This window comes from Mycobacterium sp. AT1, assembly GCF_002043095.1.
GTDB lineage: Bacteria > Actinomycetota > Actinomycetes > Mycobacteriales > Mycobacteriaceae > Mycobacterium.
This window is the reverse complement of record NZ_MVOC01000070.1, coordinates 1-13,527: the sequence shown is the minus strand read 5'-3', so window position 1 is coordinate 13,527 and position 13,527 is coordinate 1. Positions and strand designations below refer to the sequence as shown.

At 67.6% G+C, this 13,527-nt stretch carries 15 protein-coding genes; 7 read left to right on the top strand and 8 right to left on the bottom strand.

Going from position 1 to position 13,527, the window contains the following annotated elements:
- Positions 1-32 precede the first annotated feature (32 nt).
- Positions 33-1,010: a hypothetical protein gene (locus tag B1790_RS28820; protein ID WP_079926707.1), complete on the top strand. Its 978-nt coding sequence runs from the start codon at positions 33-35 to the stop codon at positions 1,008-1,010.
- A gap of 9 nt (positions 1,011-1,019) precedes the next feature.
- Here B1790_RS28820 and B1790_RS28815 read toward each other — a convergent pair whose 3' ends face one another.
- Both B1790_RS28815 and B1790_RS28810 read right to left on the bottom strand, forming a co-directional pair.
- Positions 1,020-1,901: an LLM class flavin-dependent oxidoreductase gene (locus B1790_RS28815; RefSeq protein WP_079926735.1), complete on the bottom strand. Its 882-nt coding sequence runs from the start codon at positions 1,899-1,901 to the stop codon at positions 1,020-1,022.
- A gap of 54 nt (positions 1,902-1,955) precedes the next feature.
- Entirely contained in the window at positions 1,956-2,369 is a 414-nt protein-coding gene (locus B1790_RS28810; protein ID WP_079926734.1) for a DoxX family protein, read from the bottom strand.
- 155 nt (positions 2,370-2,524) lie between these two features.
- Between B1790_RS28810 and B1790_RS28805 the strand changes: the two genes are divergently transcribed.
- From B1790_RS28805 to B1790_RS28785, 5 genes are all read left to right on the top strand, one after another.
- Positions 2,525-3,826, top strand: a complete 1,302-nt coding sequence (locus B1790_RS28805) for a sensor histidine kinase (protein WP_079926706.1) — start codon at positions 2,525-2,527, stop codon at positions 3,824-3,826.
- Positions 3,814-4,458: a response regulator transcription factor gene (locus tag B1790_RS28800; RefSeq protein WP_079926705.1), complete on the top strand. Its 645-nt coding sequence runs from the start codon at positions 3,814-3,816 to the stop codon at positions 4,456-4,458. Before B1790_RS28805 ends, B1790_RS28800 begins: the two co-directional genes overlap by 13 nt.
- Before the next feature lie 21 nt (positions 4,459-4,479).
- Positions 4,480-5,340 carry a DUF4097 family beta strand repeat-containing protein gene (locus B1790_RS28795; protein WP_079926704.1) on the top strand — a complete coding sequence of 287 codons (861 nt, stop codon included), beginning with the start codon at positions 4,480-4,482 and terminating at the stop codon, positions 5,338-5,340.
- 68 nt (positions 5,341-5,408) lie between these two features.
- A complete protein-coding gene (locus tag B1790_RS28790) occupies positions 5,409-6,176 on the top strand; it encodes a response regulator transcription factor (RefSeq protein WP_079926703.1) in 768 nt (255 codons plus the stop codon).
- Positions 6,173-7,684, top strand: a complete 1,512-nt coding sequence (locus tag B1790_RS28785) for a cell wall metabolism sensor histidine kinase WalK (RefSeq protein ID WP_233165366.1) — start codon at positions 6,173-6,175, stop codon at positions 7,682-7,684. Before B1790_RS28790 ends, B1790_RS28785 begins: the two co-directional genes overlap by 4 nt.
- A gap of 7 nt (positions 7,685-7,691) precedes the next feature.
- On the opposite strand, the gene B1790_RS28780 is transcribed toward B1790_RS28785, so the two are convergent.
- The 3 genes from B1790_RS28780 to B1790_RS28770 all read right to left on the bottom strand — a co-directional run bounded on the left by B1790_RS28780 (position 7,692) and on the right by B1790_RS28770 (position 9,643).
- Complete coding sequence (locus B1790_RS28780) at positions 7,692-7,991, bottom strand: hypothetical protein (protein WP_142271555.1); 300 nt, start codon at positions 7,989-7,991, stop codon at positions 7,692-7,694.
- Between the two features lie 122 nt (positions 7,992-8,113).
- Positions 8,114-9,127: a nitronate monooxygenase gene (locus B1790_RS28775; RefSeq protein ID WP_079926702.1), complete on the bottom strand. Its 1,014-nt coding sequence runs from the start codon at positions 9,125-9,127 to the stop codon at positions 8,114-8,116.
- Positions 9,128-9,172: 45 nt separating this feature from the next.
- Entirely contained in the window at positions 9,173-9,643 is a 471-nt protein-coding gene (locus tag B1790_RS28770) for an RrF2 family transcriptional regulator (RefSeq protein WP_079926731.1), read from the bottom strand.
- Between the two features lie 60 nt (positions 9,644-9,703).
- Between B1790_RS28770 and B1790_RS28765 the strand changes: the two genes are divergently transcribed.
- On the top strand, positions 9,704-10,531 hold the full coding sequence (locus tag B1790_RS28765) for a nitrilase-related carbon-nitrogen hydrolase (protein ID WP_079926701.1): 828 nt from the start codon (positions 9,704-9,706) through the stop codon (positions 10,529-10,531).
- Here the strand turns inward: B1790_RS28765 and B1790_RS28760 are convergent.
- The 3 genes from B1790_RS28760 to B1790_RS28750 all read right to left on the bottom strand — a co-directional run.
- A complete protein-coding gene (locus B1790_RS28760) occupies positions 10,520-11,173 on the bottom strand; it encodes a pyridoxamine 5'-phosphate oxidase family protein (protein ID WP_079926700.1) in 654 nt (217 codons plus the stop codon). The genes B1790_RS28765 and B1790_RS28760 overlap by 12 nt on opposite strands.
- 58 nt (positions 11,174-11,231) lie before the next feature.
- The gene (locus B1790_RS28755) at positions 11,232-13,124 is read right to left on the bottom strand and encodes a cellulase family glycosylhydrolase (protein ID WP_158083887.1); all 1,893 of its coding nucleotides are present in this window, start codon (positions 13,122-13,124) and stop codon (positions 11,232-11,234) included.
- Positions 13,125-13,316: 192 nt separating this feature from the next.
- Positions 13,317-13,527: isochorismatase family protein (locus tag B1790_RS28750; protein ID WP_142271554.1), on the bottom strand; the 211-nt coding region annotated here is incomplete at its 5' end.

The window sequence follows — 13,527 nt, the reverse complement described above, 5'->3', positions numbered from 1 at the left end:
GAAAGTATGCTTTTCTGACCCGGGGGACCGCCGTGACACTGCTACCGCTGACACCCGTGGTGGACGTCGACCTCGCGCCGGCCAGCACGACCCGTTCCGCCCGCGCGCTGGTTCCCCGAATCGTCAGCGCCGTCGCGCGCCGCGGTGCGTTCCTCCGCCGAGCCGCCACCCGGATGCCGCTGGTCAGCCAAGTGAGCGATCGTCGGTACCAGCGGCGCCTGGCCGAGCATGCGAGCCAGCTGCCCCTTCCCTCTGCCGATCAGCTCGAGGTGCTCGTCGCCCTGAACGACGCCGGGGTCGCCGTGCGCCCGGCCGACCTGCCCGCGGAGGTGGTCGACTCCGCGGACGGGCTCGTCGATCTACTGCGCCGCAAGAACGTCGACGAGCCGTGCGTCAAGGCCACCCCCCGCGAGCTTGCGGTCGACCCCACCCTCTTCACGTGGGGGCTGTCCGACCACCTTCTGGATCTCGCCGAATGCCACATCGGCCTTCCGGTGCGCTATCTCGGCATGGAGGTAAAGCGCGAACTGGTCCAGTCGGCGGCGGGTCGCAACCACGAGGTCGTGCGCCGCTGGCACCTCGACCACGAAGACCGTCGAATCTTCAAGGTCATCGTCTATCTCAGCGACGTCGACGCCGGCGCCGGACCCTTCGGCTACATCCACCAGGCCCACAGCGCCGCGATCCGCGGTTCGCGAGGCCTCGACCTCCGGGGTGTACCGGACGACAAGATGCACGACGTGGTGCCGCGTCACCAGTGGGCCCAGGTCACCGGACCCAGGATGACGTCGGTTCTGGTCGACACCGGGCAGGTGTTCCACCGCGTCTTTCCACCGACCGAGACCGAGCGGTATTCGGTGACGTTCGCGTACTCCAGCAGGTCGCCGTACTACGTGTACTCCCGGCTGATGCTGCCGCGACGCGCCATTGAACAACTGCGGGAACGTCTTTCACCGCGGCAGTGGGACGCACTGTGCGTTGGCCGCACCCGGCGGTCCCGCTCCGCCTGAGGCTCGGCGTCAGTCGAAGTCCTTGGCGACGTCGGCAACGCGGCGCAGCTGGTCGAGGTCCGAGCTCGTCGGGATGAGGTGAATCTCGTCGGTCCCGATCGCCTCGAACGTGCGCAGCACGGCGTGCAACTCGTCCTCGCCACCCGCCCAGCCCGTCGTCGGCGCCATGGCGTCGACGAATTCGGCCGGGATCCAGTTCATGTAGCGCCGCAGATGCCGGTGCATCTGCGCGCGCGGTCCGTCACCATCCCCCATCGCGAACCAAAACGACGTCGCCAGATGGGGTTTCGGCCGACCGGCCTCACTCCACGCGGTGCGCGCGACGTCGAACAGTTCGTTCTGCTTGGTGACGTCGAGGTCGAGCGTCGTCCCCGCCATCCCGTCGGCCCACGTCGCCGCGCTTCGCACGGTCTTGGGTCCGATGGTTCCGACCAGCAGCGGGGGGCCGCCCGACTGCACGGGCGAAGGGCCAACCGGCAGTACGGATTCGGTGACCTTCTCCCCCGCCCACACTTGCTTCATGATCGCGACGCGCCCCGCCATTCCGCGCATCGTCTGGGTCGCCATGTCGGCGCCGACCGCGTCGTAGTCCTCCTGACGGCCGCCGACGCCGATGCCGACGGTCAGACGTCCCCCGCTCAGCATGTCGCCGGTGGCGAGACCCTTGGCGAGCATCACGGGGTCGTGCAGCTGCGGGACGATCACCGTCGTCACCAGGCGGACCCGGTCGGTCCACGCGGCGAGGGCCCCGAGCAGCGTCAGCGAGTCGGGGTTGTCGAAGGCGATGCGCTCACCCCAACACAGTGAGCTGAACGGGCCGTCGTCGACGACGCGCGCCCATTCCTTCAGCACGGCGGCGTCGAGGTCGGGTTCCATCACCGGCAGCGTCATTCCGATTTGCACGACCGGATTGTGGCACGCGAACACGCCGCGCCGAGGCGGACTTCAGCGAGCCAGTCCCGCAATCCTCAGCAGTTCCGGACGGCGAAGCACCATGCCGACCCACATCAGCACACCGAGGTAGACGGCGAACAGGGTGGCACTGAACAGCGGGGCCTCCACCCGCATGTTCGCGGTGACCGCTCCGCCGAGATACGCCGTGATGCCGAGCCCCCCGAGCACCGCGGTACGCGGGACCGCGTAGGCCACGACGCACACCGTCAGCACGACGCCCATGACGAGCGCCTGGTCAGCCGGGAAACCCAGCGCCTCGGTACCCTCCTTGACCTGCGACACACCGGCGAGCTTGCCCGCGGCGTCGACGGCGAGAAAGGCTCCGACCAGGACGCTGATGACGACGCCGATCTTGGCGCCGAGCCGAGGCGTGGTCCTGGTGGTGGGGTTGGCGGCGGTGTCCATGTTCACGGTGAGCTCCTCGTCGTGGATCGGTCGGTACCGGGACAGACACCCGGCGGGGACGAAACTCATCGCGCCGGCAGGCGGGGGTTAACCCCCACGGAGGTCTCGGGAAAACGCCATACCCGCTGGGCCTCGCTACTCCCTAGGTTTAGGGCATGGTTTCAACGAGCCTCGACACGCCGCTTCCCGTCCAGGACGACGACCCCGTCCACGTACGTCGGATCGGCGTCGTGCCCTCGGCGTCGATGCTGACCGGCGCCGCACTGGGCCTCGTCTGGTTCTGGATTCCCCTGACGATTCTGATCATCGCGATCTCGTCGATTCCGTCCGTCCTCGGCTTCGCCGTCGCGGGCGTCGTATTCGTCTATCTCATTCGCGGCGTCGACCGGGTGGAACGCATCCGCAGCGAGGCGGTGTTCGGCTTCGGCATCCCGGTTCCACCGCGCCGCACCTCGCCGTACGACGGCTTTCAGCGGTGGGCCCACCAACTGTGGCTCGACGTCAGCAGCGCCCGGTTTTGGAAGATCGTCGCGCACCACTACCTGCGGATGACCTACGACATCTTCGCATCTCTACTTGCGTTGGCGCTGTTGACATTCGCCATCACCGGGCCCGCGCTGGCGTCGGCGGTCAACCGCAGCGACCTCGACGCCGACTTCTGGTTCATTTCGCCGCCGCTGGCCTGGGTTCTGGCCGTCGTCGCGTTGGTTGCCGCCGTTGCCATCGTCGTCTTCGCCCCCGTCGTCGACGCCGCCGTCGACCGCTGGCTGCTGCCGCCGTCGCCGACTGCCGCACTTCAACACGAGGTCAGCGCGCTCACCCATGCACGTCGCGGTGCGGTCTCCTCGGCCCAAACCGAACGGCACCGCATCGAGCGCGATCTCCACGACAGCGTGCAGCCCCGGCTGGTGTCACTGGCGATGACGATCGGCCTGGCCCAAACCAAGCTCGACACCGATCTGCCGCAGGCCAAGTTGCTCATCGGCGAGGCACACGACGACGCCAAGAGTGCACTCGTCGAATTGCGCAACGTCGTGCGCGGCATCGCACCGACCATCCTCCCCGACCGCGGCCTGGACGCCGCCCTGTCCTCGGTGGTGCAACGCATCGAAACATCAGGCGTGCCAACGTCGTTGAACGTCCATCTACCACACCGACTTCCCGACGAGGTGGAGTCGTGTGCGTACTTCGTCGTCGCCGAGGCGCTGACCAACGTGGCCAAACACGCACGCGCCACCCAGGCCGTCGTCACCGTCCGATTCGACGAGGCGACCAACGCGCTCTTCGTCTCGGTCTACGACGACGGCGTTGGCGGTGCAACGGTCACCGACGACGACGACGCGACGGGGCTGCGCGGTCTCGGCGAGCGCGTCACGGCAGCGCGCGGCACCTTCGAGGTATCCAGCCCGGCCACCGGTTCCACCATCGTGACGGCGGTGCTGCCATGCGGATCGTGATCGCCGAGGACTCCGCGCTCCTGCGGGCGGGCATCGAACGCATCTTGACCGACGCGGGCCACGAGGTGGTCGCCGGCGTGTCCGATGCCACCGACCTGTTGCGCATCGTCAACGAACTCCAACCCGACCTCGCCATCCTCGACGTCCGCATGCCGCCGACGTTCACCGACGAAGGCATCCGCGCCGCGGCGCTGCTGCGCAGCCAGAACCCCGAATCGCCGGTACTCGTCCTCTCTCACTACGTCGAGGAGCGCTACGCCTCCGACCTGATCGCCTCGGACACCAGGGGATTCGGCTATCTGCTCAAGGATCGCGTCGCCGACGTGCCGTCGTTCCTCGACACCGTCGAGGTCGTCGGCGGTGGAGGCACGGTGCTCGACCCCGAGGTGGTCTCCCAGATCCTCGTCCGGTCACGGCAGCGCTCCACCCTCGACGCGCTCACGCCCCGCGAACTCGAGGTGCTCCAACTGATGGCGGAGGGCCGGGCCAACTCCGCCATTGCGAGCTCGCTGCACGTCTCGGTGGGCTCGGCCGAGAAGCACATTGCCTCGATCTTCACGAAGTTGAACCTGACTCCCGACGAGAGCGAAAACCGCCGCGTCCTCGCCGTCCTCCGTTATCTCGAATCCTGAACCCCTGAAAGGCCTTTGACCATGACCACCATCGCTCCCCCGTCGGCTCCGCCACCGCTCACCCCTGGCAACCGCACCGCGTTGCGCGTCATGCTGGTCATCGCCGCGGCGGTCCTGGTCGTCGGCAGTGTCGCGGGCCTCGGCGTGGCGGCCTGGGGCCTCGACTCGCTACGAGCGAGCAACGACGCAAAGGACCTCCCCGGCACCATGCGGTCGCTCGTGATCGACGCGTCCGACGTGTCGGTCCACGTGAAGTCCGATTCGAAGGCCACCACGCCCCGCGCCGAACTGCGCACGGTGGGCTCCTCGAATCGGGCTCAGCAGCGCCTGAACGTGACCACCGACGCCGGTCAGACGCGGATCCGCGTCACTCGAGACTCCGGCCGCGTCGTCGGCTTCGGGTCGAGTGATCTGACGGTAACCCTGCCGCCGGCGCTGGCGGCTGGCCTGTCCGTCACCACCCAGCAGAACGACGGCACGTTGACCGTCGACGCCGACCTGAACAGGTTGGTCGCCCGCAGCTCCGACGGCGACGTCTTGCTCAACGGGGCGGTGCACGTCGTCGACGTCTCGGCGCGCGACGGTGACATCGCTTCCAGGAAGCCACTTTCCGTCAGCGAGTCCTTCGTCGTCGATTCCGCAGACGGTGACGTCGCCGTGACTTTCGCCGAACCCGCCCCACACAAGATCACCGCCACCACCCGCGACGGCGACGTCGCGCTCACGCTGCCCGCGACGGGGCCCTACCTCGTCGAGACCCGCTCCGAATACGACACCTCGGTCGAGGTCCCGGAGACGACAGATCCCGCACGAGCCGTCTCGGAGGTGACGGTGCGGTCCGACGGCGGCAGCATCGCGATCGACACCCGCCGACGTGGGTGAGGCCCGGCTTCATGTGAACTGGCTATGAATCCGCTGAAGGTTGGTGGACGGCTGGGCACAATGACCTCATGACGTCAGCGGAGGTAGACCACGCGGGGCCGCGTCGCGCCATCCTCGGGAAACTCCCACGGATGCACCGCGCCGACGGTTCGAACCTCCGAACCCTCCTCGTCGACGACGAACGCGCACTGACGAACCTCATCCGGATGGCCCTGCGGTTCGAGGGCTGGGACGTCGACGTTGCGCACGACGCCGCGGAGGCGATGGAGAAATTCCGCGCCGACCCACCCGACGTGGTGGTACTCGACATCATGCTGCCGGACCGAGACGGCTTCGCCGTCCTCGAGGAGATCCGCGGCAACCCGGGATACACCCCGATTCTGTTCCTCACTGCGCGCGACTCGGTGCACGACCGGGTGACGGGGCTGACGGCGGGTGGCGACGACTACATGACGAAGCCCTTCAACCTCGAAGAACTCGTCGCACGGCTGAGGGGTCTGATTCGCAGGTCGGCGCAAGTGGCCCCGGCTGCCGAGGAAACGCTCCAGGTGGGCGACCTGCTCCTCGACAGCGCTGGCCACTCCGTGACGCGGGCTGGACGATCGATTTCGTTGTCCTCCACGGAGTTCGAGCTGCTGCGCTACCTCATGCGGCATGCCCGCCGGGCAGTCGGCAGGCAGGAGATCCTCGACCGGGTGTGGAACTACGACTTTGGCGGCAAGTCGAGCATCGTCGACCTCTACGTCTCGTACCTGAGAAAGAAGGTCGACGCCGGGCATCCGCCGTTGATCCACACCGTCCGTGGCGTCGGCTACGTTCTGCGGGCCGACGGGTGAGCGCGCCACGGGCGTTGAGTTGGCGCACGTGGTCGTTGCGCAAGCAGCTCGTGGTCGGTGTCTCTGCGGTGGTGACAACCGTGCTGATCGCCGTGGGGACGATGTCGGTTCTGACGTTGCGAGCATCGGTGACGGGCATCATCGACTCGCAATTGGCCGCCGCCGCTGACGGTTTCACCTATTCGGTGACGAAGTATCGATCCACCGCGCTGCCAACCGGCGCACTGCCGGCGCCGCGTTCGATGAAGCCCCTGAGTCAGGTGGTCGGACAAGCACCAGGCAACGTGGTACTACTCGTGCGCGACGGCGAGGTCGTCGATTCGGCATTGTTCGGCGACGGTGACGCGGGACCCGTCCCAGCCGACGCCATCGCTGAACTCGCACGCGAATCCTGGGCGGGCGAGGAATCGGAGACGACGTGGCTACCCGGGCTTGGTCTCTACCGGATGGTGGGCCGCCCCGGCGGCGCGGGTGAGCTCCTCGTCACCGGCGCCTCGCTGCGACCGGCGAGCGAGGCGACGAGTCGGGAGACCGTCATCGTTGGCGGCCTGACGGCGCTGGCGCTACTGGTCACCGCACTCAGCACGCTCGTGATAGTCCGGGGTGCCCTACGCCCGCTGGGACGGGTTGCGAACACGGCCGCCGAGGTGGCCGCGTTGCCACTGAACCGCGACCAATACGCGATCTCTCCGCGAGTCCCCCTGTCCGACACGGATTCCAGGACGGAGGTGGGACTGGTCGGCGACACGCTCAACCGGCTGCTCGACCACGTCGAGCGGGCGTTGACGGAAGTCGCGGCGTCCGATCGCCGAATGCGGCAGTTCATCACAGACGCCAGCCATGAACTGCGGACGCCGTTGGCCGCGATCCAGGGGTACGCGGAACTGACCCGTCAGGACAGTGCCGTACTCCCGGAGACCACGGAGTACTCGCTCGCGCGGATCGAGTCGGAGTCGGCGCGGATGAATTCGCTCGTCTCGGACCTGCTGCTGCTCGCTCGCCTCGACGAGGGGCAGGACTTGGAGTCCACCGACGTCGACCTGGCTGACATCTTGGTCAACGCCGTCAACGACGCAGCCGTCTCCGCTCCCTCGCACGAGTGGGTGGTAGACGTCCCCGATCATCCGGTCTGGGTGCGTGGCGACCGCGCCAAATTGCATCAGGCCGTGGCGAACATCTTGTCGAACGCTCGAATCCACACGCCGGGCGGAACCACGGTCACCGCGGCGCTCGCAACCGTCGACGCCTCTGCGCAGGCAACACTGACCGTCACCGACGACGGACCCGGAATCGACGCGGCGATGCTGCCACATCTCTTCGAGCGGTTCGTGCGCGCCGACAAGTCGCGATCGCGACAGGCGGGCAACTCGTTCGGGCTCGGGCTCGCGATCACGTCGGCGATCGTCGAGGCCCATCTGGGGTCGATCGTCGCCGAGTCCTCCGAAGGTCGGACGGCGTTCAAGATGCTACTGCCGGTAAGCGCATCCGTGCTTGCGCTGAGCAGCTGATCCGCGCTCAACACACCAGGTTTACGTGCATCGTCTTGGAGATGACGGTCAGCGCGGGCGACGAGCCGCCCCGCGAATCCATCGTCGAGTACGTCTGACCGGGATGAACCGATTCGACGGTGCACGACGAGAGCTGGCCGGTACCAACACGATTGACGATGACGTGGTAACCGCCAGCTTCCAGTGTCCGCACCGTGTCCTCGACCCGTGACGGTCCACTGGGCGCGGCGCTGACAACTCCGGCGGAGGCCAGCGCCGCGGCGGCGAGGACGGTGGCTGTGAAAATCGTTGCGCGATGGGTGTTCACGGTATGTCTCCCTCATTGACCGGGAGCCCGACGCTCCCTGATGCCATAACGCTATGAGCTCGACGACGTCGTGCCCATGGCGTTTTCCGGAGACCTGGACGGGGGTTAACCCCCCGGGATCGTCACACCAGCGATGCCATGATGTCGGCGACCGACCCGGTGGCAGCCTTTTGAAAACCGGTGCCAGCCCAGATGTTTGCGCCGTGGGGATCACCGGCGCGAACCGACGCCGCCCGCACCGGGCTGGTCAGGTGATGAATCTCGGGGTAGCCAAGTGGTGCCTGCGCGTCGTGTTCGTCGACGAACCGATTGCGAAGCCCACGCGCGTACCGCCCCGAGAAGCACCTGGTGACAACCGTTTCGGTGAACTGAGGGTCACGCAGAGCCGCGCGGTGCACTGGGCTGCTTCCCGATTCGTCGGCCAGCAGGAACGCGGTGCCCAGTTGCGCCGCTACGGCTCCCGACACGAAGACGTCGGCGAGGTCGGCCGCCGTCATCAGACCTCCCGCCGCGATCACGGGAACGTCGAGCGCGATGCTCGTCGAACGCACCAACTGGTCGAGCGGCTGAGTCGCCGGGGACGCCGCGGGATCGAGCGTGCCGCGGTGCCCGCCCGCCGCGGGACCCTGAGCCGCCACCGCGTCGACGCCGCAGGCGACGGCACGCTCGGCCTCCGCGAGGGTGGTGACGGTGGCGACGGTGGCGATGCCAGCATCGCGCAAGCGGGCACATTCCTGCGCTGACGGCAGCCCGAAGGTGAACGACACCACCTCCGGCTTGAGGTCCGTCACGACGTCGAGCTTCGCCGACCAGTGGTCGTCGTCGAACCGCGCCTCCCCGAGACGGGCGTCGTACCGCTTCGACTCGCCGCCCAACGCCTTGGCGTACTCCTGAATCGCCGTGGGTCGGGCCGCGCTCGACTGCACGACGAACAGGTTCACCCCCAGCGGCCCCGTCGTCAGCTGGCGCGCCGCGGCGATGCGCTCGGCAAGCACCTCGGCGGTGAGATACCCGGCCGCCAGGAACCCCAGCCCACCGGCATTGGATCCCGCTGCGGCGAGCTCGGGTGTCGTCGGCCCGCCCGCCATGGGAGCGACGATGACCGGCTTGTCGAGGGAACGGACGTCGAAACTCATGGCTACATCCTGCAACGTCGGCCCCGGTGGACCCAAGGCCACCCGCTAGCCGTGACCGCGTTCTTCTTCCTGGCCCATGTACTCGCCGGCGAGGGCCGCGACGTGCCCTGGCAGATCACCCGTCGCGACGTCGGCGAGGCTGGTCTCCTCCAACACCGACCGCATGCTGGCGCGTAGCGCGCGCCAGACGTCGGTCAGTGCCACGGTCGGCCCCGAATACGGCAGGTCGCCAAGACCGATGTCGCGGACGCTGGCCAGGGGGCCGTCGATGCAGCGCAGCACGTCGGCGATGCTGATCTCGGCCGCCGGCTTGGCCAGCGCGTAGCCACCGTCGCGGCCGCGGTGGCTGCGGACCAGCCGGTCGGTGCGCAGATCGGACAGGATGTCGACGAGGAACTGCGGCGGAATGCCCTGGGCCTTGGCCAGATCGTCGGTCTTGACCAGGACGCCGTCGGCGACCGTGGCCAGCTGCACCATCGCCCGGACGGCGTATTCCGCCTTGGCCGACATCCGCATGCAGCGAATCATGCCATCGACCTGGCTGCGATTTGCGTGAGGATGGGCCACCATCGACACATGACTACCCGCGTCGCCTGCTGCCAGATCCCGTTGCACGTCGGCGACACCACCGGCAATCTGACCACCGCGACGGCGGCGATCGAGGAGGCGGCCCGCGACGGCGCGCAGATCGTGGTGCTGCCGGAACTCGCCTCGTCGGGGTACATGTTCGCCGACCGGGCCGAACTCGAGTCACTCGCCGAGACCCGCGACGGGCCGACGATCACCGCATGGGCCAATCTCGCCGAGGCGTTCGACCTGACCATCGTCGCCGGCTTTCCGGAGGCCGCGGGCGACGAGGTCTACAACAGCGCGGCCGTCGTCGACCCGAGCGGGTTACGCGGCGTCTACCGCAAGGCGCACCTGTGGGACACCGAGAACCGGGTGTTCGACCGCGCCGACGACCTGCCGCTGGTGCTGGACACCGACCACGGCCGCCTCGGCGTGATGGTCTGCTACGACGTCGAGTTTCCCGAGTGGGTGCGCGCGGTGGCCCTGCAGGGCGCCGATCTGCTGTGCGCGCCGGTGAACTGGCCGCTGCTCCCCCGCCCCGTCGGCGAGCGGCCCACCGAGCAAGTGCGCGCACTCGCGGGCGCGGGGATGAACAGGATGGCGACCGCCGTGTGCGACCGCGCGGGCACCGAACGCGGCCAGGACTGGATCGGTGGCAGCGTGATCGTCGACGCGGACGGCTACCCGATGGCGATCGCCGACTACGGCACACCCGGTCGGATCAGCGCCGACGTCGACCTCGCCGAATCGCGGCTCAAGCAATTCAACGACAACAACGACGTCCACGGCGACCGTCGCACCGACCTCTACCGACGCGTGGGACTACTCGACTGAGCGCTTGGCCAACGCCAGGACCGACGCCGGCACCGGGATGCCCTCGGTGAGGTCGGGAGCGGACAACGGCTCCCCGTAGGTCACGGACATCGGCACGACGCCGGCCCAGGCGTCCCCCGCAACGTCCTCGTCGGGGTCCTCCGGCCAGCCGGCGCTGACCTTCAACGACCAATTGTCCTCGCCGATCGGCATTTTCAGTACCAGCGTCGCGGCGATCTCCTTGCGGGTGCTTGGCCGCAACTCGGCGACCCGACCGGGAATGAACCCGTCGGTAAGGGTTTCCAGGAGGCTGGCCTTGTCGTCGCCGGAGACCTGCTCGAAGGCGCCGAACAGCGCGGCGCTGCGATACCGGAACGACGACTCGAATGCGCTGCGCGCCACGACGACACCGTCCAACATGGTGACCGACACCGCCGCGGGCAGTCCCGTCGACAACGCCCGCAGCCACGGCGACCCCGTCGAACCATGGATCACCAGATCGGTGCCGACCCGGGCGTATCCGATCGGAAAGATCACCGGGTGGTCGTCGCGCACCAAGGCGACGGTGGCCAGCGGCGTGCTGTCCAGGAGGGCTTCGAGCGCGCTGCGCGACTCGTCCTGATATTCGCTGAGCCGAGTGACTCGGGTCGAGGGCTGGGTCATGTGATCATCATCGACTGCGACTGCCCCAAATGACGGATGAACCCTCGACCGGCGCCAGCTAGTCGTCGGGACCGCTGCTCGCGGGGCTTGCCGACGCTGCGCTGTCCCGCTCGGCGCTCCGGTCTTCGCGTGCGTTGGACTGGACAGTGGTCGACCGGGAGGGAGCAGCCGGGGACGCGACGGCAGACGGCGCCTTGTCGCGATCGGCTCGCTCTGGACGCTCGTGGCTTCCCGTCTCGTCGTCGGTCGAGGCGCTCGACGTCGTCGAGTCCTTGGTGCTCTCCGTCGCCGGGGTTGATTCGGGAACGCCGAGGTCGCCTGCCGCCGGGACCTGGACTTCTGGGGTGGTCGAAATGGCTTCTGAGACGGTCGGTTCCGTCATCAAGGACTCGGCGACCGACGACGGCTCGGCGGCACTGGGCTTCGCGTCAGCGGTCGGCTTCGTCGCCGCCGATTCCGTGATCACGGCGGTGCGAACTGCCGCATCGGCTCCTGCCGTACCCGTCGCGTCGGGCTGAATCCTCGCGGCACCCTTGGCGGTCCCACCGGCCTGCACCGTCGGCTGATCGTCAGGGCTCGTACCGAGCGCCACCCGCTGCGTCGACGGCGCCGCGTTGGCGACTGCCGGGCGGGTGAACGACCCGAGGAACTTCGTGATGGCCGTGACGACGGCATCGACGAACAAGCGCGTCGACTGGCTGAACTGCTGAACCAACTTCTGCACGAACACCACGAAGGCCGTCAGCGGGTTGGCGGGCTTCGTCGGGCCCACCGGGTCGAACGTTTGATTTGGGTGGGCCAGAATCCACTCAGCCAGCACATCGGCCGCCGGCTTTCGCACCCAGTTGCCGTTGGTGTCGAGCGTGTAGACGCCGTAGTTCTCCTCCGGATCGTCACTACCCGGATTGGAGTCGACTGTCGTGTAGACGTATGCCGGCCCCGCCCACGACTGCATGCTCCACGTCGCGAGGAAGTCCTGGATGTACGCCGCTTGGTGCTCGTAGGAGACTCTCGACGTCGCCAGACCGTATTCGGTAGCCCAGATCCTCTTGGTGATGGGAGCTCCGTTGGCGTCCAACAACGGCTGCCCGCCAGGTCCGGTGACGTAGTCACCGTTGCTGGCCATCAGCGCAACCATTGCCAGCGCTTGGTCGAGCGCATAACCGTCCTGGGTTGACTGAGAGAAGGGAGTGCTCTCCTGGTACGGGTGGTAGGCCAGCGCGTCGAAGTAGCCCTTCGCTCCGGCGTCGTACATGCCGTCTAGAAACTCGACTGGACTCAGCGCACTGCCATCGTCGTACGTCGGAGTGTGGCCGAGTCCCGCTGCGACGACCGTTGCCGTGGGGTCGATGTCCTTCAGTGCGGGGTAGACCGCCTTGAGGAGTTCCGCATACGCGGCCGGATCGATCGGATCGTAGAAGCCGACGTAGTTGGGCTCGTTCCAGATTTCGTAGGCCGACACCGTGGAGCCGTATCTGGTTGCGACGGCCGACACGAAGTTCTTGAAGTCCTCGGGGTCTGGATGAGCCGTCCCTGGCTCGTACTGGCCGGCGGGGTCCACCCAGTCGGGGGTGGTGTTCATCTCGGCCAAGACGCCCATGTCCCGCTCCGCGGCGAGGGACATGATGACGTCCATCGCCTTCCAGTCGTACTCGCCCTTGGTCCTTTCCACGAACCGCCACGGCACGTACACGCGGATGTTGTCGATGCCGAGTGCCTGCATCTGGTCCAGATGCTGCGCGACTCGAACGGGGTCGATCGTGTCGGTCTCGTCCCTCAAGAAGAACAGGTTCGAATCAGCTAGGCCGACGGTCGAGCCGGACACCGTGATCTCGGCGACGGGCTGGTAGTCGTAGGCGGCCAGGCGTGGCGACTGGGGCACGAACAGATTGCTGACGTATGCGCACGTCAGCGCAACCGGCAGGACCGCGACGACGGTCTTCGTTGCCATCGTTCGAAGCACGGTGCCGTGGCGATTGCTCATTGGACCCCCAGCTGTTGCGGTGCGATGCCGCACGGCCCAATTGCAGCAAATTTCGCGACCGTCATTTACGACAGCTCGCAAGGTACCAGAAGATTTGCTGCGCCTGACGGCATTCGTTCAGCGAAGGGTGGCGAAGCCCCTGCCCACGACGTGCAGTGTTCAGTCGGGAATGTCCGCGCCGTCGCGGACCACCACGGCGAACAGATCGGAGAGCGCGGCCAGGCTGGCCGACTGCAGCGTGGACGCCGTCACCGGTTCGCCGCCGACTCCAGGCAGTGATCGCGTGGCGGTCGCGGCGGCTACCACCGTGGGTGCGTAGCCGGCGTTGAATGCGCCGCGGGCGGTCGAGTTGACGCACATGTGCGTCATG

Excerpts from the sequence above, each read along its gene's own strand:
- B1790_RS28790 (WP_079926703.1), top strand. The coding sequence starts at position 5,409 with ATGACGTCAGCGGAGGTAGACCACGCGGGGCCGCGTCGCGCCATCCTC.
- B1790_RS28805 (WP_079926706.1), top strand. The coding sequence starts at position 2,525 with ATGGTTTCAACGAGCCTCGACACGCCGCTTCCCGTCCAGGACGACGAC.
- B1790_RS28765 (WP_079926701.1), top strand. The coding sequence starts at position 9,704 with ATGACTACCCGCGTCGCCTGCTGCCAGATCCCGTTGCACGTCGGCGAC.
- B1790_RS28760 (WP_079926700.1), bottom strand. The coding sequence starts at position 11,173 with ATGACCCAGCCCTCGACCCGAGTCACTCGGCTCAGCGAATATCAGGAC.
- B1790_RS28800 (WP_079926705.1), top strand. The coding sequence starts at position 3,814 with ATGCGGATCGTGATCGCCGAGGACTCCGCGCTCCTGCGGGCGGGCATC.
- B1790_RS28770 (WP_079926731.1), bottom strand. The coding sequence starts at position 9,643 with ATGCGGATGTCGGCCAAGGCGGAATACGCCGTCCGGGCGATGGTGCAG.
- B1790_RS28815 (WP_079926735.1), bottom strand. The coding sequence starts at position 1,901 with ATGACGCTGCCGGTGATGGAACCCGACCTCGACGCCGCCGTGCTGAAG.
- B1790_RS28755 (WP_158083887.1), bottom strand. The coding sequence starts at position 13,124 with ATGGCAACGAAGACCGTCGTCGCGGTCCTGCCGGTTGCGCTGACGTGC.
- B1790_RS28775 (WP_079926702.1), bottom strand. The coding sequence starts at position 9,127 with ATGAGTTTCGACGTCCGTTCCCTCGACAAGCCGGTCATCGTCGCTCCC.
- B1790_RS28795 (WP_079926704.1), top strand. The coding sequence starts at position 4,480 with ATGACCACCATCGCTCCCCCGTCGGCTCCGCCACCGCTCACCCCTGGC.
- B1790_RS28810 (WP_079926734.1), bottom strand. The coding sequence starts at position 2,369 with ATGGACACCGCCGCCAACCCCACCACCAGGACCACGCCTCGGCTCGGC.